The sequence below is a fragment of the Streptococcus intermedius SK54 = ATCC 27335 genome, assembly GCF_000413475.1.
Classification (GTDB): domain Bacteria; phylum Bacillota; class Bacilli; order Lactobacillales; family Streptococcaceae; genus Streptococcus; species Streptococcus intermedius.
Genome location: NZ_ATFK01000001.1, coordinates 12529 through 30660 on the forward strand (window position 1 = coordinate 12529; position 18132 = coordinate 30660).

Below are 18132 nucleotides of genomic sequence, written 5' to 3' on the forward strand. Positions count from 1 at the left end.
GACAAAAACAGAAAGTTTTGAAGAGATATTTTTCTTAGCTATAAATCAGAATAAAGGAGTTCGATATGAAACTAAATCGAGTTGTTGTAACAGGGTATGGCTTGACTTCTCCCATTGGGAACACACCTGAAGAATTTTGGAATAGTTTGAAAGAAGGAAAGATTGGAATTGGACCAATCACAAAGTTTGATAATAGTGATTTTGCAGTTCACAATGCTGCAGAAATTCAGGATTTTCCTTTTGATAAATATTTCATTAAAAAAGATACTAATCGATTTGATGATTATTCCCTTTATGCTCTTTATGCTTCCCAAGAAGCTATAAATGCTGCTAAATTAGATGTTGAAACAATCAATCGTGATCGTTTTGGTGTCATTGTGGCATCAGGAATTGGGGGAATTAAAGAAATTGAAGATCAGGTTCTTCGTTTGCATGCAAAAGGTCCAAGACGTGTTAAACCAATGACGCTACCAAAAGCTTTACCGAATATGGCGGCGGGAAATGTTGCGATGCGCTTTGGTGCAAATGGAGTTTGTAAATCTATTAATACGGCGTGTGCTTCATCCAATGATGCGATTGGCGATGCTTTCCGTTCTATTAAATTTGGTTTCCAAGATGTCATGTTAGTTGGAGGTTCGGAATCTTCCATTACACCATTTGCTATCGCTGGTTTCCAAGCTTTGACAGCTTTATCTACAACTGAAGATCCAACTCGTGCCTCTATTCCCTTTGATAAAGATCGGAATGGATTTGTTATGGGGGAAGGTTCAGGTATGTTGGTGCTGGAAAGTTTGGAACACGCTGAAAAACGTGGAGCAACGATTTTAGCAGAAATTGTTGGTTATGGTAATACTTGTGATGCTTATCATATGACCTCCCCACATCCAGAAGGAGCTGGTGCGATTAAGGCGATGAAAATGGCGCTTGAGGAAGCTGAAATTCACCCTTCAGATATTGCTTATGTGAATGCTCATGGAACTTCTACACAAGCTAATGAAAAAGGTGAAAGCCAGGCAATTGTCGCTGTTTTAGGAAAAGAAGTGCCAGTTTCTTCCACAAAGTCCTTTACAGGTCATTTACTTGGAGCAGCTGGAGCTGTTGAAGCTATTGCAACTATTGAAGCGATGCGTCATAGCTTTGTACCAATGACTGCGGGAACACAAGAACTCTCAGACTACATGGAGGCAAATGTTATCTATGGTCAAGGGAAAGAGTATGATATTCCTTATGCTATCTCAAACACTTTTGGTTTTGGTGGGCATAATGCGGTTCTTGCATTCAAGCGCTGGGAGGCTTAAATGAATATCAATGAAATCAAAGATTTGATGGCTCAATTTGACCAATCAAGTTTACGCGAATTTTCTTATAAAAATCAAAGTGATGAATTAACGTTTAGCAAGAATGATAAACCATTTGAATCAGGTACTCAGCCTTCAGAAGAGTCAACAGCGAAGACCAATCTTGTCTCACCAGTAGAAGTTGCTCAGTCAACTACTGCTTCGATTGTAGAGGAAACGGTTAGTCCAGAAGCGCCAACAGCTGAAGGTGATGTTGTAGAAAGTCCTTTGGTTGGGGTAGCTTATTTAGCTGCTGGTCCGGATAAGCCACCGTTTGTATCAGTTGGTGATCAAGTAAAAAAAGGTCAGACCTTGATGATTATTGAGGCTATGAAAGTAATGAACGAAGTGCCATCACCTAAAGACGGTCTGGTTACAGAAATTCTGGTCCAAAATGAAGAAATGGTTGAATTTGGGAAAGGGCTGGTACGCATTAAATGATTGATATCAATGCAATAAAAGAAGCACTTCCTCACCGCTACCCGATGCTTTTGGTAGATCGCGTTTTGGAAGTCAGTGAAGATGAAATTGTTGCTCTTAAAAATGTGACAATTAATGAGCCTTTCTTTAACGGACATTTTCCTCAGTATCCTGTTATGCCTGGCGTTCTCATTATGGAAGCTTTGGCTCAGACTGCTGGTGTCTTGGAATTGTCTAAAGAAGAAAACAAAGGTAAGCTAGTCTTTTATGCTGGTATGGATAAGGTCAAGTTCAAGAGACAAGTTGTTCCAGGTGACCAGCTTATCATGACTGCTAAATTTGTCAAACGTCGTGGAACAATTGCTGTTGTGGAAGCTAAAGCAGAAGTTGACGGGAAATTGGCAGCAAGTGGTACTTTAACTTTTGCACTCGGACAATAAAAAGGAGATTTCACCATGTTTCGTAAGATTTTAATTGCCAACCGTGGGGAAATTGCGGTTAGAATTATTCGAGCGGCCAGAGAATTAGGAATTACGACAGTAGCAGTTTATTCAAAAGCTGACAAAGAGGCCCTTCATACCTTATTGGCAGATGAGGCGGTTTGCATTGGTCCAGCGAAGTCGACGGAGTCTTATCTTAATATGAATGCAGTTCTTTCTGCGGCAGTTTTGACTGGGGCAGAGGCGATTCATCCTGGTTTTGGCTTTTTGAGTGAGAATTCTAAATTTGCGACCATGTGCGAGGAAGTTGGGATTAAATTTATCGGTCCTTCTGGAGCAGTTATGGATTTAATGGGTGATAAAATCAATGCGCGTGCGCAGATGATTAAAGCAAATGTTCCAGTTATTCCAGGATCTGACGGTGAAGTTCATACGCCAGAAGAAGCACTTGCGATTGCAGAAAAAATTGGCTACCCAGTCATGCTCAAAGCTTCCGCTGGTGGTGGTGGTAAAGGTATTCGGAAGGTTGAAAGGGCAGAAGATTTAGTAGCCGCCTTTGAATCAGCTTCCACTGAAGCCAAAGCAGCTTTCGGAAATGGTGCTATGTACATGGAACGGGTTATTTACCCAGCTCGGCATATTGAAGTTCAAATTTTGGCTGACCAACATGGTCATGTCGTTCACTTAGGTGAACGCGACTGTTCGCTTCAAAGAAATAATCAAAAAGTGTTGGAAGAAAGCCCGTCGGTTGCAATTGGTAAGACCCTTCGTTGTCAAATTGGTGAAGCTGCTGTACGAGCTGCTCAATCTGTTGGCTATGAAAATGCAGGGACGATTGAATTTTTGTTTGACGAAGGAAAAAGAGAATTTTATTTCATGGAAATGAATACTCGAGTTCAAGTTGAACATCCGATAACAGAATTTGTAACAGGGATCGATATTGTTAAGGAACAGATAAAAATCGCTGCGGGGCAAGAGCTAGCTTTTAATCAAGAAGATATACATATAACGGGACACGCTATTGAATGCCGAATCAATGCTGAAAATCCTGCCTTCAACTTTGCACCAAGTCCAGGAAAGATTTCCAATCTTTATTTGCCAAGTGGTGGTGTGGGGCTGCGTGTAGATTCAGCAGTTTATCCAGGTTATACGATTCCACCTTATTATGATAGTATGATTGCCAAAATTATTGTGCATGGTGAAAATCGTTTTGATGCATTAATGAAGATGCAACGCGCACTCTATGAATTAGAAATTGATGGTGTTGTGACAAATAGCAGATTTCAATTGGATTTGATTTCAGATTCACATGTCATCGCTGGAGACTATGATACAGCTTTTCTTATGGAGAAATTTTTACCAGCTTATCAAAAGAAAAATTAGAGGAGTAAAGATATAGATCATGGCTTTGTTTTCTAAAAAGGATAAATATATTCGTATCAATCCCAATCGTTCAAGTCGTGAGGTGCCTCAAGCAAAGCCTGAGTTTCCCGATGAATTATTTTCAAAATGCCCAGGATGTAAACATATCATTTACCAAAAAGATTTAGGGAGTGAACGTATTTGTCCACAGTGTGGTTATACGTTTCGTATTTCAGCTTTTGAACGTCTCAATTTGACAGTAGATGCCAATAGCTTTGAGGAATTATTTACCGGAATTGAAACGACAGATCCGTTGGATTTTCCAAATTATCGTGAAAAATTGAAAAAAATTCGCACGAAAACAGGTTTGGATGAAGCAGTACTGACAGGAATTGCAACAATTGACGGACAAACGACTGCTTTGGGGATCATGGATTCAAACTTTATCATGGCTTCTATGGGAACAGTTGTTGGAGAGAAAATTACCCGCCTTTTTGAATATGCAACAGAACACCAGTTGCCAGTTACGCTGTTCACAGCTTCTGGTGGTGCTCGCATGCAAGAAGGAATTATGAGTTTGATGCAAATGGCTAAGGTGTCTGCAGCTGTGAGGCGTCATTCTAATGCTGGTTTATTTTATTTGACAGTTTTAACTGATCCAACAACAGGTGGAGTGACGGCTTCATTTGCTATGGAGGGAGACATCATCTTGGCTGAAACTCAAGCGCTGATTGGCTTTGCAGGTCGCCGAGTGATTGAAACCACTGTCCGCGAAAAATTGCCAGACGATTTTCAAAAAGCAGAATTTCTGCTTGAGCATGGTTTTGTTGATGCCATTGTCAAGCGCTTGGAATTGCGTTCCACCATTGCTAGACTGCTTGCTTTCCATGGAGGTAAACAATGACGAATATTACTCGAATTATTAAAGAAGCACGAGATCAGGCGCGATTGACAGCTTTGGATTTTGCACAAGGAATTTGTGAAGATTTTATTGAATTGCATGGAGATCGCTCTTTCCGAGATGACGGGGCAGTAATTGGTGGTATTGGAATCTTGAATGGCCAGCCCATCACTGTTGTTGGGATCCAAAAGGGACGCAATTTACAGGATAATTTACAACGTAATTTTGGTCAGCCTCATCCAGAAGGGTATCGGAAGGCACTTCGTTTGATGAAGCAGGCAGAGAAGTTTGGTCGTCCTATTGTGACGTTTATTAATACAGCTGGTGCTTATCCAGGGGTTGGAGCTGAAGAGCGTGGCCAAGGAGAAGCGATTGCGCGTAATTTGCTCGAAATGAGTGATTTAAAGGTACCAATTATCGCTATTATTATCGGTGAGGGTGGATCTGGTGGTGCGCTTGCTTTAGCAGTCGCAGATAGAGTGTGGATGCTAGAAAATTCGATTTACGCAGTACTTAGTCCAGAAGGTTTTGCTTCGATTTTATGGAAAGATGGCAGTCGTGCCATGGAAGCTGCAGAACTCATGAAAATTACTTCTCATGAACTTTTTGAGATGGGCATAGTGGACAAGGTGATTCCAGAAGCGGGACTGAACAATCAAAATTTGTTGGACGCTGTGAAGCAAGAAATAGTTGCTGAATTAACTAACTTATCCCAGTTATCAGTTGAACAGCTTTTAGAAACACGTTACCAACGATTTAGAAAATATTAAACCTACAAGAGGAGGAAAGTCTTCTACTGCAAAATCAACCAATGTGATAGTAGCTGATTGTTTAAAGCACTGCTTGGAGAAGGTGGATAGAATTTACGAATTCAGATTCAAGGCTATTACTTCTAAGTTTGGAAGAGTACTTTTGGCAAAAACGTCGCTATTTGTATCTACCATCTAGATGGTCTTCCAGACTGTTGAACAACTTTTAGTTTCTAATTTTACTCCTTTTAATTTTCAGAATGTGTTTCTTCTGCTTCATTTTCTGATATAATAGAGAATAGACAAAAGGAGAAGAGATGTTTATTATTGATTTTATTTTGCATATTGACGAGCATATTTACAATATTGCCAATGCAGTAGGTGGTTGGACGTACCTGATTTTATTTTTGGTCATTTTTATTGAAACAGCTGCTGTAGTCTTTCCGTTCTTGCCGGGAGATAGCTTACTTTTTGCGGCAGGAGCCTTATCAGCCAATCCAGAAATGCATTTTAACGTCCTACTTTTTATATTCCTATTTTTCGTTGGGGCTTTTGTGGGCGATACCTGTAATTTTTTTATTGGTAGAACTTTGGGATATCGTTTTGTACATTATAAGTTTTTTAGTAAGTTGATAAAAGAAGAAAATATCAAAGAAGCAGAAGCCTATTTTGAAAAGCATGGTTCCACTTCCATTATTTTAGGGCGTTATATTCCCATTATTCGTACCTTTGTTCCTTTTGTAGCGGGTATTAGTCAATTTCCGATCCATTCTTTTTTGAAACGGACTTTCCTTGCTGCCGTGTCCTGGTCTGTAATTGCAACAGGGGCCGGCTATCTTTTTGGTAATATTCCCTTTGTGAAAACACATTTTTCAGCCATTATTTTTGGAATTGTCATTGTCACTTTACTCCCAACTGTGATAAGTATTGTTCGAAGTGCATTGATTAAAAAAAGAAACAATCAAATGAAACGATAAAAAAACTCTGAGATGATATGAAAATCTCAGAGTTTTTATGTTACTTCGGTGTGATGACATCTATACCACCCATGTATGGCCGCAGCACTTCTGGAATCGTAACAGAACCATCTTCATTTTGATAATTTTCAAGAATCGCAGCAACAGTACGCCCAACTGCGAGACCGGAACCGTTCAAAGTATGTAAGAGTTTGACCTTACCATCTGCTTCGTCACGGTAGCGGATTTGAGCTCGACGAGCTTGGAAATCTTCAGTGTTAGAGCAACTAGAAATTTCACGGTAGGTATTCTGTGCTGGAATCCAGACTTCCAAGTCGTAGGTCTTAGCAGCAGAGAACCCCATATCTCCCGTAGAAAGAGCTACAACACGGTAAGGCAGATTTAGCTTTTGCAGGATGTTTTCAGCGTTTGCAGTCATCTTTTCAAGCTCTTCATAAGATTCTTCTGGCTTGGCAAATTTAACCATTTCAACCTTGTGGAATTGGTGCAGACGAATCAGACCTCGCGTGTCACGACCAGCAGATCCAGCTTCAGAGCGGAATGATGGGCTCATAGCTGTGAAATAGATGGGTAAGTCTTTGCCGTCTAGAATTTCGTCTCGATAGTAGTTGGTCAGTGGAACTTCAGCAGTAGGAATCAGAACGAAGTTAGTATCAGCCAGCTCGAAAGTATCTTCTTTAAACTTAGGATATTGCCCAGTCCCAAACATAGAATCGTGGTTGACCATGTAGGGAGTGATAACTTCTGTATAGCCTTCTTTGCCATGTTCATCCAGCATAAAGTTATAGATGGCACGCTCTAATCGAGCTCCTAAGCCCTTATAGAAGAGGAAACGAGCACCAGTAACTTTTGCCCCACGCTCCCAGTCTAAGATATCCAGCTCTTCACCCAAATCCCAATGAGCTTTAGCTTCGAAGTCAAATGTACGTGGTGTCCCCCAACGACGGATTTCCACATTATCATCTTCATCGACACCAACAGGAACACTATCATGTGGAATATTAGGCAGAGTAGTAGTGAATTCGGTCAATTTAGCATCGATTGCTACCAATTCAGCATCTAAAGCTTTTACCTCAGCAGAAAGGGTCTGCATAGCAGCAATCTTATCGTCTGCATTTTCCTTGTTGCGCTTAGCTTGGGCAATTTCAGCCGAAACAATGTTACGCTCTGCCTTAAGGGTTTCAACCTTAACCAAGATGTCACGACGTTTGGCATCGATTTCTTTTATTTCATTCAAGACAGCGGCATCTACACCACGTGTAGCCAATTTTTCAGCGACAGCATCGAAATCTGTGCGAATGCGTTTAATATCTAACATAAGACCTCCTAGAGAATAAAAGTGCACCTGTGAAACTGTTGGAGTGGCAGGGCCACGGTTCCATCCAACTTCACATAAGTGCACTTGATTGTTTATGAAATTAGTGTTACGGTAGAATTTCAAACTAGCTCTCTATCTGCTCACAGCCACCGCAGACTTTCTGAAAGAGATATAGATTTACTTATCCGTTTCTTACGATTATACAAAAAATTTTATTTTTTTGCAAATAGATTTTTAATAAATTGACCAATTGTTTGAATCAATGTTGGTAATTTAATAACCTTTTCATTACCAATATGATTTCGAGCGTGTTTCAGAATAGTTCCAGCATCTTTTGAGGCAAAGAGGAACTTGCCTTTATCAGTAAAGACTTCAAAATGACGACTAATTCGTTTGCCCGACACATTGGCTCCGATTTGCTTGATACTTTCCCAAGGAATTTGAATGTAGTCTTCAACATTTGCATCGGCATAGAATTCGAGTGCCTTATCTCCAAGTAAAAATTTGCCAACTTTTCCTCCAAGCCCCAGATAAGAAATTCCAGTTGTTTTGAAGCTGATTTTTGTATTTTGTGATTGTGCCATCTTTCCCTCTTTTTCTTAAATCTTTCTTTTTTATTATATCATATTCGAGTTGAAAAATTAATTTCTTCTTCAAAGCTAGCTTTTGAATGATAAGGTTGTCCACTGCATTCGAGTGTTGTCAGTAATCGAACACAGACTCAAGAATCTTTGGATTGGGTTATAGGACAACAATAGGTCGGAAGGTGGTATCTAGTAATTGCTAATCTGGTTCTAGAAGTTGAGTCAGCGCTTTTGGAAATTTAAGATAAAAAAAAGAAGGCAGAAGCCTTCTTTTCGTTTTACATCAAACCAATAACTTTGGCAATAATACCAACGATGAATAATCCGATGATGATAGTGATTGGTGAAACTTTCTTCTTAAGCAACCACATGCAAAGGAAAGTGAGCAGAAGCCCCATCAACCCAGGAATCAAGGAATCAATTTGTCCTTGAAGAGTATTTGTTTTTTCAGGAGTTAAACTCAAGCCGCCAGCAACATCACCTAAGATTTTTTGAAGTTGTTCGCCAGTTACGGCACCTTTAGGGAAGTTGATGTAAGCACCTTCTGAAAGCTTTGTTGAAGGAAGGTGAAGCGCAAAGCTTACGTTTACCCAACGTTCAACGAGTACAGCAAGGATAAACATACCAAGAATAGAAGCCCCTTTAGTGATATCTTGTAGGATACCACCTGACATATCTTTTGTAATTTCAGAGCCAGCCTTATAGCCGAGTTCTTGAGTGTACTCTAAGAAAGCCATACGGATGAGATTCCAAAGGACAAAGAAGAGAATTGGTCCCATGATATTTCCCGCTGAAGCAAGAGACGCACCAAGAGCGCCGAGAATAGGGCGAACTGTGAACCAGAATACGGGATCACCGATACCAGCAAGAGGTCCCATCATACCGATTTTAACCCCTTGGATAGCAGCATCATCGATTTCGACACCATTTGCTTTTTCTTCTTCCAAAGCAAGGGTAACCCCGATGATAGGTGCTGCTACATATGGGTGAGTATTGAAGAATTCCAAATGACGTTCGAGAGCAGCAGCTTGGTCTTCTTTTTTAGTGTATAATTTTTTGATAGCTGGAATTAATGCATAAGCCCAACCTAAGTTTTGCATCCGTTCATAGTTCCAAGAACCTTGCAAGAAAGTTGAACGCCACCAAATTTTTTGACGATCTGATTTTGATAATTGAATTTTTTCTGTCATGATATTAGTAGCTCCTTTCTTAGTAGTCTTCTAAAATATCACCAATTGGGTCATTTGATGTAGCAGATCCTCCACCACCATTTCCGCCTTTTTTAGAAAGGTTAAGGTAGATAAGTGCGATTGCAACACCGATTGTACCAAGAGCGATAAGAGTTAATTGACTAACAGCTGCAAGGGCAAAACCGATAGCAAAGAATGGCCATACTTCGCGAGTTGCCATCATGTTGATAACCATAGCGTAACCAACGGCAACGACCATGCCACCACCGATGGCCATACCATCTTTCAACCAAACTGGCATGAGACCGAGTAAATGTTGAACTGATTCGGCTGGGATAGCAAGAAGAAGTGCAGCAGGAAGAGCGATCCGAAGACCTTGCAAAAGAAGGGCTACAAAGTGAGCACGTTCTATGCTAGCAATATCACCTTTTTTAGCAGCTGCATCAGCGCCGTGAACAAGAGCAACTGAGATCGTACGCACAATCATTGTAAGGAAAAGACCCGCGACAGCAAGTGGGATAGCAACAGCAGTTGCAACAGCAATTCCTTTGTTAGTGTAGTCCCCACCTTGTACTAATATGATAGCAGCAGCAACAGAAGCAAGGGCAGCATCAGGTGCAACAGCAGCACCGATATTTGCCCAACCAAGAGCGATCATTTGTAGTGATCCACCAAGGATAACACCGGCTTCTAAGTGTCCTGTTACAAGACCAATTAGAGTACATGCAACAAGTGGTTGGTGGAATTGAAATTGGTCTAAGATTCCTTCAAGTCCGGCAAGAAAGGCAACGAAGACCACTAAAATCATAGAAATAATTGACATATTCTAAATCCTTTCCATTATTGAACGTTGGCTTTATTAATTAAGTCAAACAAATCTTTTTTAGAGTCGTTTGGTACTTTACGTACATCAAATTCAACTCCTAGGTCACGCAATTTTTCAAAGGTTGCAACGTCATCTTTATCCATTGATAATACGTTATTCACCATTGTTTTACCTGTTGAGTGAGCCATTGAGCCAACGTTAAGTGTTTTGATATTCACGCCACCTTCAACAGCACGAAGTGCATCTTGAGGTGTTTCAAAAAGAATAAGTGCGTGTGTTTCGCCAAAACGAGGGTCTTTTGCTACTGCAATCAATTTGTCGATTGGAACAACATTTGCTTTGACATTACCAGGTGCAGCTTGTTTGATCAGCTCCTTACGAAGCTCATCTTGCGCTACTGAGTCTGAAGCAACGATGATACGGTCTGCTTTCGAATCTGGTGTCCAAGCAGTCGCAACTTGACCATGCAGAAGACGTGTATCGATACGTGCAAGATTGATTTTTAATTTGCCATCTCCGATAACGGTTCCTTCTGGAATAGCAGCTTGAGCAGTTGGTGCAGCAGGTGCACTTGTTACCTCAACTACAGGATTTAGTTCCTCAGGAAGAGCTTTCACTCCTTCCTTGGCTTCTTTGATGATGTTTGCAACCACAGCGTCAACGCCAGCATTGGCATCCATCATCCGTTCTGTATAAGCTTGAATCAACATTGGCAGATTCAAGCCTGTGATGATCGCGAATTTGCGGTCAGGATTTTCACCCATTACGCGGCTAGCTTGGTTAAATGGAGAGCCACTCCAAAGGTCAGCCAAAACTAGAACTTCATCGTTCGCGTCAAAAGCAGCCACAGCATTATTGAACTTAGCGTACAAATCATCAGGACCTTCATTTGGCATAAAAGTTACAACTTGAACTTTTTCTTGCTCACCAAAAATCATGGAACCTGATTGATGAATACCCGCAGCAAATTCACCATGGCTTGCAATAATGATTCCGATACTCATTATTGTCTTTCCTCCTTATAAAATGTTTGACTTAAGTTTAAGAAAAATTTAAGACTATTTAAGTATAAAACGTTTTCATGAAAAATGCAATAGTTTGAGCTAAAAAAGTCAAAATCTTTCATAATTTTTGACAGATTTGTCAATGAATAAAACTAGTTATTTTAACAATATATTAACGATTGAAAGCGATTGCTGAAAATGGATGAGATTCTTTGAAAATGAAAAAGAAGAGTGGAAAAATATCTCCACCCTTCTGTAGGGGTTCTACTTATCAGTGAGTAAAATCAAGAACCATCCGACCTTGAATCGTTCCGGCTTCCATTTCATCAAAGATATCTACGGCATCTTCTACAGGGCGTTTTTGGACAACTGGTACGACCAGACCTTCAGCACCAAATTGGAATGCTTCTTCTAAATCTTTACGGGTACCAACTAAAGAGCCGATGACTTGAATGCCATCAAGTACAGTTTTCACAATACTGAGATCCATCATTTCTGAGGGAAGTCCAACGGCTACTACACGCCCACCTGCACGTACAGAATCAACGGCTTGGTTAAAAGCGACTTTTGAAACAGCTGTTACGACAGCTGAATGAGCTCCACCGTTTGTCTTTTCTTTAATTAATCCTGGAACATCTTCTACTTCGTGACCATTGATAACGATATCTGCTCCGACTTGTTTAGCCAACTCAAGTTTGTCATTGTTGATGTCAACAGCAATGACATGAGCATTGAAGACTTTTTTAGCGTATTGTACAGCGAGGTTACCAAGACCTCCTGCACCGTACATGACAACCCATTGCCCTGGTTCAACTTTTGCTTCCTTGATAGCTTTGTAAGTGGTAACACCAGCACAAGTGATAGAAGAAGCTTGCGCAGGATCTAATCCTTCAGGAACTTTAACAGCATAATCAGCTGTGACGATACATTGTTCGGCCATACCTCCATCAACGGAGTAGCCTGCATTTTTTACAGTCCGACAAAGTGTTTCACGTCCAGTGGTACAGTATTCACAAACACCACAGCCTTCAAAGAACCAAGCGACGCTGACACGATCGCCAACTTTTAAGCTTGTCACATCAGGTGCTAATTCTTTGACAATGCCGATTCCTTCGTGACCAAGAACACGTCCTGGAACTTTTCCGAAATCACCATGTGCTACGTGAAGGTCAGTATGGCAGACACCACAATATTCAATCTCAACGAGTGCTTCGCCTGTTTCAAGGGGACGTAGTTCCTTGTTTTCAACGATTTCGACACTAGTGCCTGCTGGATTAACAACAACTGCTTTCATACAGTAATCCTCCTTATTATAAGAGTTGATACATTTTCAACTCTAAGTTTGATTTTTGATAAATTTATTATAACAAAAGCTAAATGTTATTGCAAGCGTTTACAGAAAATCTCTTGAAATTTTCCTTAGCCGGTTTAATAGTATGTGATTTATTAACAAGAAAGTGATGAACCAAAAAAGAAATCCCCTTACGATGAAGGATTTCTTTAACAGGATGAATTCTTATAAAAACAATTTTAACAGTTGATGAGCAACACCATCTTGATCATTGGTCAGTGGTAGTTGTTCATCTGCATAGGGAAGCAGTGTTTGACTCGCATTTTTCATGGCATAGCCAGTACCGGCAAATGCTAGCATTTCTGTATCATTGTGCTCGTCACCAAAAGCAATCAAATCTTTTCGATCTACGTTTAGAATATCTAATAAATATTTTAAAGCAAAGGCTTTGTTTACACCCTTTGGAGTGCATTCAAGGATATTTAGTGGTCCTCCCCAAGTGTTGATAGATAATTGCTGATGATAAAATTGATTCAATTCATCAGCTAGGGCATATTTATCATTAGCATGTGTTTGTAAAAGAATGCAGTTGGGATTCTTGGTCACTAATTCTGGCTTGAATTGATTTTCAGGGCGAAAAGATTCCACACCAAACAATTTGGGGTCAGCAATTGTTTTATTGGGAGCTGTAATATAGAATTTCTTCCGATATTCTCCAGCAATGAAGTCTGCTTTAATTTCTTGTTTCCGTTTGACAATATCCAATAGATATTCTTTGTCTAAGGTGATGCATCTTTCTTGTTGCCATTTTTTCTCAGGAATATGAGTCAAAGAACCATTGAAATTAATCATTGGCGTATGTAACTCCAACTCTTTGTAAAATTCTCGTGCCATCCGATAAGGTCGTCCTGTTGTGATAACAACATGGTGGCCTTTTTTAGAAATTTTTTTAATGGTTTCTTTTGTAAATTCAGAAAGTTTGCTGTCAGAATTGAGCAAAGTTCCATCTAAATCTACTGCAATTACTTTTTTAGTCATAATTTACTCTTTCATTTGTGCTGTTTTCTATTATAGCAGATTTTAAGATGAAAGTGCAGAATTTGTGATATAATGTTTTCTTATATAATGAAGGAGGAAATCAAGCATGCGTAAAACAATTGTCATTCATATTTTCTTTGCAATCATTTCTGCTATTGTTTATGTCGAAGGAATTTTAACGAAGGGGCCGGATTTGATCTGGAATATGTTTTTAGCTTTGATTGCCTATGATGCGGCTTTTTTAGCCATTCAGTTTAAAAAGAAATGGTTTTTCCTACCTGTCATTCTTCTTTGGCTAGCATTTTACCCCAATACGTTCTATATGATTACGGACTTGGTACACATGCACTGGGTGAGTAATACCTTGTGGAATCGAGAAAGTTTACATCTTTTTATGGCATTTGTTCCAAGTATTTTCTTTGGAGTTTTATGTGGGATTGAGAGCTGGAACATGATTGTACATTATTTAAAGTTGAATTGGTGGATAGAGTATTTAGCTATTGGAGCGGTGTCGTTTTTATCTAGTTTAGCCATTTATATAGGTCGTTATGATCGACTTAATTCTTGGGATTTAGTTAGTCATCCTACACTAGTTTTTGAACGTCTGGCAGCGTCTTTACAGCGGGAGAGTCTGCTGTTCATTTTAGGGTTTACCTTTATTCAAATCATGTCCTTGGTCTTTTTGAGTAAAAATCAGTCCAAATAAAGATTTTATATGAAAATTGCTGTGATAATTTGTTTATTTTTTGAAAAATCGTTGAAATCGTGAATGTTTTGTGTTATCATATCTACTATCGTTCGTAAATTTTAAGGAGATTTAAAAATGGACAAGCTTTTTAAACTAAAAGAAAACGGTACAACTGTTCGTACAGAAGTTCTTGCTGGTTTAACCACTTTCTTTGCAATGAGTTATATTCTCTTTGTCAATCCTGAGATGCTCAGTCAAACAGGGATGCCGGCTCAAGGTGTTTTTTTGGCGACAATCATTGGGACTGTTGCTGGAACGATGATGATGGCTTTGTATGCCAATATTCCTTATGCTCAGGCTCCTGGTATGGGGTTGAATGCTTTCTTTACTTATACCGTTGTTTTTGCGCTTGGTTATACTTGGCAAGAAGCGTTGGCGATGGTTTTTCTTTGCGGGATTATTAGTATTGTTGTTACGCTAACCAAAGTTCGTACAATTATTATTCATGCAATTCCAGAAAGTTTAAAATATGCTATTTCTGGTGGGATTGGGATTTTTTTAGCTTACATTGGAGTTAAAAAAGCTGGACTTTTAAAATTCTCAATTGATCCGGGAACTTATAGCGTTACAGGAAAAGGTGCGGATAAGGCCCAAGCAGCTATTACAGCCAATGGAATGGCAACGCCGGGCTTGGTAGATTTTAACAACCCAGCTGTTCTTGTAGCTTTGTTTGGAATTTTCATCACCATTTTCTTTGTCTTGAAACGCGTGCGTGGAGGTATTGTGTTATCTATTGCGGCAACCACAATCGTAGCCATTTTGGTGGGAGTTGTAGATCTTTCAAAAATCAATTTTTCTTCCAATAATATCGGTGCTGCTGTTCAGGATTTGGGAAAGATTTTTGGTGCAGCTTTAGGCAAAAACGGTTTGTTAGCTTTATTTGCAAAACCTTCTCGCATCCCAGAAGTGCTTCTTGCTATTTTGGCCTTTTCATTAACAGATATTTTTGATAACATCGGAACGTTGATCAGTACAGGGCGCAAAGCGGGCATCTTTAACATTGCAGATGAAGAAGCTGCTAAAGATTCGTCTGGCCTTCAAACTAAAATGGATAAGGCATTATTCTCAGACATGGTTGGGACAACTATTGGCGCGATTGCAGGGACTTCAAATGTTACGACTTATGTAGAAAGTGCAGCTGGAATTGAAGCGGGCGGTCGTACTGGCTTGACAGCGCTTGTCGTTGCAGCTTTGTTTGCTGTGTCAAGTTTCTTTAGTCCACTTCTTGCTATTGTACCAACAGTAGCGGTAGCACCTATTCTTATCATTGTGGGAATAATGATGCTTTCCAGCATGAAGGATATCGAATGGGACGATTTATCAGAAGCAGTACCAGCATTCTTTACATCCGTTTTCATGGGCTTTACTTACAGTATTACTCATGGTATTGCTGCAGGTTTCATCATGTATGCTTTTGTGAAAATCATCAAGGGTGAAGCTAAGGAAGTTCATCCCATTATCTGGGTGTTGGATGTCTTATTTATCCTAAACTTTATCAGTCTAGCTCTGGCTTAATGATTGAAAAAATGAGGTTGGAACGAAAGTTCCTAGCTTCAAAGCATACTGTTGAATAAATCACCGATACAGCAGTTGATTGCTCAAAGCACAGCTTTGAGGAGGCGAATAGAGATTGCGAAGCAAGTCTCAAGAATAGTTGCTTTTCAAACTCAGAAGAGTCTTTTTAACAAAAACTCTGTTTCCTTTATCCATTACCTCAATAGTCTCTCAGACTGTTGAGCATCTTTGTGGAAGTGAGACTACGAACTAAAAATTTTCAAAATGAGTTCTGTCCCACCCCTTTTTCTTTTGTCAAATTTTAGCAGAAAACGAAAAATTTTGATATAATAGTAAAATGTTTAGTCATAATGAAAATGAGTTAATGGCGTGGGGCGAGAAATTAGGTGCTTTACTCCAAAAACAAGATGTTTTGATTTTAACAGGTGATTTAGGAGCTGGAAAAACAACCTTTACCAAAGGGGTAGCACGTGGGCTAGATATCAAACAAATGATTAAAAGTCCGACCTACACGATTGTTCGGGAATATGATGGCCGCCTTCCACTCTATCATTTGGATGTATATCGTATTGGGGAAGATCCAGATTCGATTGATTTAGATGACTTTCTCTTTGGTGAAGGGGTAATAGTCATTGAATGGGGTGAATTATTGGAAGATAGCTTGCCAAGCGACTATCTCAAACTGACAATCCTCAGAAAAAATGATGGTCGAGAATTGGTCTTTGATGCGAAAGGTCATCGAGCTGAGAATTTACTTGAGGAACTTTTCAATGGCTGAGTTAGAATTGCTGATAAGAGAAGCAGAGATTCAGGATGCTGTACATTTGATTGATTTTCTTAATCAGGTTGGGCAAGAGTCAGATTACATGACATTAGATGACGCAGGGATCTTGATGACAGAAGAGCAGATGAGCTCTTTCATTGAACATCAAGCCGCGTCAGATAATCAGATTTATCTAATTGTACTATTAGATAATGAAATTACTGGTCTTGTGAGTATTACAGCTGATTTTCATGAGCGGATTCGGCATATTGGGCAGGTCTTTATCGTGGTTAAAAGAGCATTTTGGAATCAAGGCTTAGGAAAGCTTCTTTTAGAAGAGGCGATAAACTGGGCAGAGAATTCTGGAGTGATTCGGCGATTAGAATTGACTGTACAAGCAAGAAATGAACGTGCTGTTCATTTGTATCAGGCGTTTGGGTTTGAGATTGAGGGCGTTCAAAAAAGAGGAGCCTATCTTACAGAAGGGGAATTTCTTGATGTTTATCTAATGGGAAAACTGATAGACTAGAATAAATATGTTTAAAAAAATTATCTTAATGTTTTTGAGTTTGTGTCTTGTAACTATTGCGGGGCTAGGCGTTTATGGATTTACTATTTATAACCAATCAACAGATGCTTTGTCTAAGACTTATAAAAGCTTTGGGAAAGAAACAAATGTGATTGCCGCTACCAAACCTTTGACCTTGCTTTTGATGGGGGTGGATACAGGTAGTGGATCGCGCTCAGATCGGTGGGCTGGAAATAGTGATTCCATGATTCTCGTAACAGTTAATCCTAAAACAAAAAAAACGACAATGATGAGCTTGGAACGTGATATTCTTACCAAAATTAAAACCACTGATGGGACAATGCAAGCAAAACTTAATGCAGCTTATGCTAATGGTGGTGCCGAACTAGCAATTTCAACGATTCAAAAAATGATGAATATTCACATCGATCGTTATATTCTTATCAATATGAAAGGTCTGGTGCAATTAGTTGATGCTGTTGGAGGCATTACGGTCAATAACACCCTTGGTTTTCCTATCTCGATTGAAGAAAACGAGCCAGAATACAAAGCAGTTGTTGAACCAGGGAAGCAACATATCAATGGTGATCAAGCACTGGTCTATTCGCGGATGCGTTATCAAGATCCGGAAGGAGACTATGGTCGTCAGAAACGCCAACGTGAAGTGATTCAAAAAGTGGTCCAAAAAGTATTAAGTTTAAACAGTGTTAGTCACTATCAAGCTATTTTAAAGGCTGTTAGCAACAATATGCAGACGAATGTTGAGTTGTCTTCGGGTAGTATTCCTCAATTATTAGGTTATCAAGATGCTTTCAAAAATATCGAAAGCAAACAGTTAAAAGGTGAAGGAGCAACCCTGGCAGATGGTGGTTCTTATCAAATTGTCACTTCTGAGCATTTATTGGAAATGCAAAATATTTTGAGAAAATCATTAGGTTTGGAAGAAGTAACTAAATTGGAAACCAATGCAGTTCTGTATGAAGAATTGTATGGTGGTGCTCCTAATACCAGTCAGTCAGGAAAGGTTCCAGCAAGTGGGGGAACTGATTCATCGGCTTACTCAAACAATTCGTATGGGCCAAATTCAAATGGACAGTATTATGGGCGATGATAAAAAAGAAGTTAGCGTTTGAGCTAACT

At 39.6% G+C, this 18132-nt stretch carries 19 protein-coding genes; 12 read left to right on the top strand and 7 right to left on the bottom strand.

Annotated elements, in window-relative coordinates:
- Window positions 1–65: 65 nt before the first annotated feature.
- The 7 genes from fabF to HMPREF1654_RS00100 all read left to right on the top strand — a co-directional run bounded on the left by fabF (window position 66) and on the right by HMPREF1654_RS00100 (window position 6186).
- A complete protein-coding gene (gene fabF / locus HMPREF1654_RS00070; RefSeq protein ID WP_003073872.1) occupies window positions 66–1298 on the top strand; it encodes a beta-ketoacyl-ACP synthase II in 1233 nt (410 codons plus the stop codon).
- Between the two features lie 27 nt (window positions 1299–1325).
- Window positions 1326–1778: an acetyl-CoA carboxylase biotin carboxyl carrier protein gene (locus tag HMPREF1654_RS00075; RefSeq protein ID WP_408641158.1), complete on the top strand. Its 453-nt coding sequence runs from the start codon at window positions 1326–1328 to the stop codon at window positions 1776–1778.
- Complete coding sequence (gene fabZ, locus HMPREF1654_RS00080; protein WP_003070400.1) at window positions 1775–2197, top strand: 3-hydroxyacyl-ACP dehydratase FabZ; 423 nt, start codon at window positions 1775–1777, stop codon at window positions 2195–2197. Before HMPREF1654_RS00075 ends, fabZ begins: the two co-directional genes overlap by 4 nt.
- Window positions 2198–2212: 15 nt before the next feature.
- Window positions 2213–3580, top strand: coding sequence for an acetyl-CoA carboxylase biotin carboxylase subunit (gene accC / locus HMPREF1654_RS00085; protein ID WP_003073870.1), 1368 nt, complete (start codon window positions 2213–2215; stop codon window positions 3578–3580).
- A 19-nt stretch (window positions 3581–3599) separates the two neighbouring features.
- Entirely contained in the window at window positions 3600–4463 is an 864-nt protein-coding gene (gene accD / locus HMPREF1654_RS00090; RefSeq protein WP_003073868.1) for an acetyl-CoA carboxylase, carboxyltransferase subunit beta, read from the top strand.
- Window positions 4460–5230 carry an acetyl-CoA carboxylase carboxyl transferase subunit alpha gene (locus tag HMPREF1654_RS00095; protein ID WP_003078303.1) on the top strand — a complete coding sequence of 257 codons (771 nt, stop codon included), beginning with the start codon at window positions 4460–4462 and terminating at the stop codon, window positions 5228–5230. Before accD ends, HMPREF1654_RS00095 begins: the two co-directional genes overlap by 4 nt.
- Before the next feature lie 296 nt (window positions 5231–5526).
- Entirely contained in the window at window positions 5527–6186 is a 660-nt protein-coding gene (locus tag HMPREF1654_RS00100) for a VTT domain-containing protein (protein WP_003078423.1), read from the top strand.
- 40 nt (window positions 6187–6226) lie between these two features.
- Here HMPREF1654_RS00100 and serS read toward each other — a convergent pair whose 3' ends face one another.
- The 7 genes from serS to HMPREF1654_RS00135 form a co-directional block, all read right to left on the bottom strand.
- Window positions 6227–7504 (bottom strand): serine--tRNA ligase, encoded by a 1278-nt coding sequence (serS, locus tag HMPREF1654_RS00105; RefSeq protein ID WP_003078297.1) that lies wholly within the window; start codon window positions 7502–7504, stop codon window positions 6227–6229.
- A 212-nt stretch (window positions 7505–7716) separates the two neighbouring features.
- Window positions 7717–8088 carry a DUF956 family protein gene (locus HMPREF1654_RS00110; RefSeq protein WP_003078282.1) on the bottom strand — a complete coding sequence of 124 codons (372 nt, stop codon included), beginning with the start codon at window positions 8086–8088 and terminating at the stop codon, window positions 7717–7719.
- A 278-nt stretch (window positions 8089–8366) separates the two neighbouring features.
- Window positions 8367–9278, bottom strand: coding sequence for a PTS system mannose/fructose/sorbose family transporter subunit IID (locus HMPREF1654_RS00115; RefSeq protein WP_016670346.1), 912 nt, complete (start codon window positions 9276–9278; stop codon window positions 8367–8369).
- 19 nt (window positions 9279–9297) lie between these two features.
- Window positions 9298–10101 carry a PTS mannose/fructose/sorbose transporter subunit IIC gene (locus HMPREF1654_RS00120; RefSeq protein ID WP_003078311.1) on the bottom strand — a complete coding sequence of 268 codons (804 nt, stop codon included), beginning with the start codon at window positions 10099–10101 and terminating at the stop codon, window positions 9298–9300.
- A gap of 17 nt (window positions 10102–10118) precedes the next feature.
- Window positions 10119–11108 (bottom strand): PTS sugar transporter subunit IIB, encoded by a 990-nt coding sequence (locus HMPREF1654_RS00125; RefSeq protein ID WP_003073857.1) that lies wholly within the window; start codon window positions 11106–11108, stop codon window positions 10119–10121.
- Between the two features lie 271 nt (window positions 11109–11379).
- The gene (adhP, locus tag HMPREF1654_RS00130) at window positions 11380–12402 is read right to left on the bottom strand and encodes an alcohol dehydrogenase AdhP (protein ID WP_003078393.1); all 1023 of its coding nucleotides are present in this window, start codon (window positions 12400–12402) and stop codon (window positions 11380–11382) included.
- Between the two features lie 222 nt (window positions 12403–12624).
- Window positions 12625–13437 (bottom strand): Cof-type HAD-IIB family hydrolase, encoded by an 813-nt coding sequence (locus tag HMPREF1654_RS00135; protein ID WP_003078249.1) that lies wholly within the window; start codon window positions 13435–13437, stop codon window positions 12625–12627.
- 106 nt (window positions 13438–13543) lie between these two features.
- Between HMPREF1654_RS00135 and HMPREF1654_RS00140 the strand changes: the two genes are divergently transcribed.
- The 5 genes from HMPREF1654_RS00140 (at window position 13544) to lytR (ending at window position 18103) form a co-directional block, all read left to right on the top strand.
- Window positions 13544–14143: a DUF1361 domain-containing protein gene (locus HMPREF1654_RS00140; protein WP_003078409.1), complete on the top strand. Its 600-nt coding sequence runs from the start codon at window positions 13544–13546 to the stop codon at window positions 14141–14143.
- A gap of 117 nt (window positions 14144–14260) precedes the next feature.
- A complete protein-coding gene (locus tag HMPREF1654_RS00145) occupies window positions 14261–15700 on the top strand; it encodes an NCS2 family permease (RefSeq protein WP_003078266.1) in 1440 nt (479 codons plus the stop codon).
- Window positions 15701–16037: 337 nt separating this feature from the next.
- Window positions 16038–16478: a tRNA (adenosine(37)-N6)-threonylcarbamoyltransferase complex ATPase subunit type 1 TsaE gene (tsaE, locus tag HMPREF1654_RS00150; RefSeq protein WP_003078375.1), complete on the top strand. Its 441-nt coding sequence runs from the start codon at window positions 16038–16040 to the stop codon at window positions 16476–16478.
- A complete protein-coding gene (locus tag HMPREF1654_RS00155; RefSeq protein ID WP_003073848.1) occupies window positions 16471–16992 on the top strand; it encodes a GNAT family N-acetyltransferase in 522 nt (173 codons plus the stop codon). Before tsaE ends, HMPREF1654_RS00155 begins: the two co-directional genes overlap by 8 nt.
- A 7-nt stretch (window positions 16993–16999) precedes the next feature.
- Window positions 17000–18103: a glycopolymer--peptidoglycan transferase LytR gene (lytR, locus tag HMPREF1654_RS00160; protein WP_003078359.1), complete on the top strand. Its 1104-nt coding sequence runs from the start codon at window positions 17000–17002 to the stop codon at window positions 18101–18103.
- Window positions 18104–18132 lie beyond the last annotated feature (29 nt).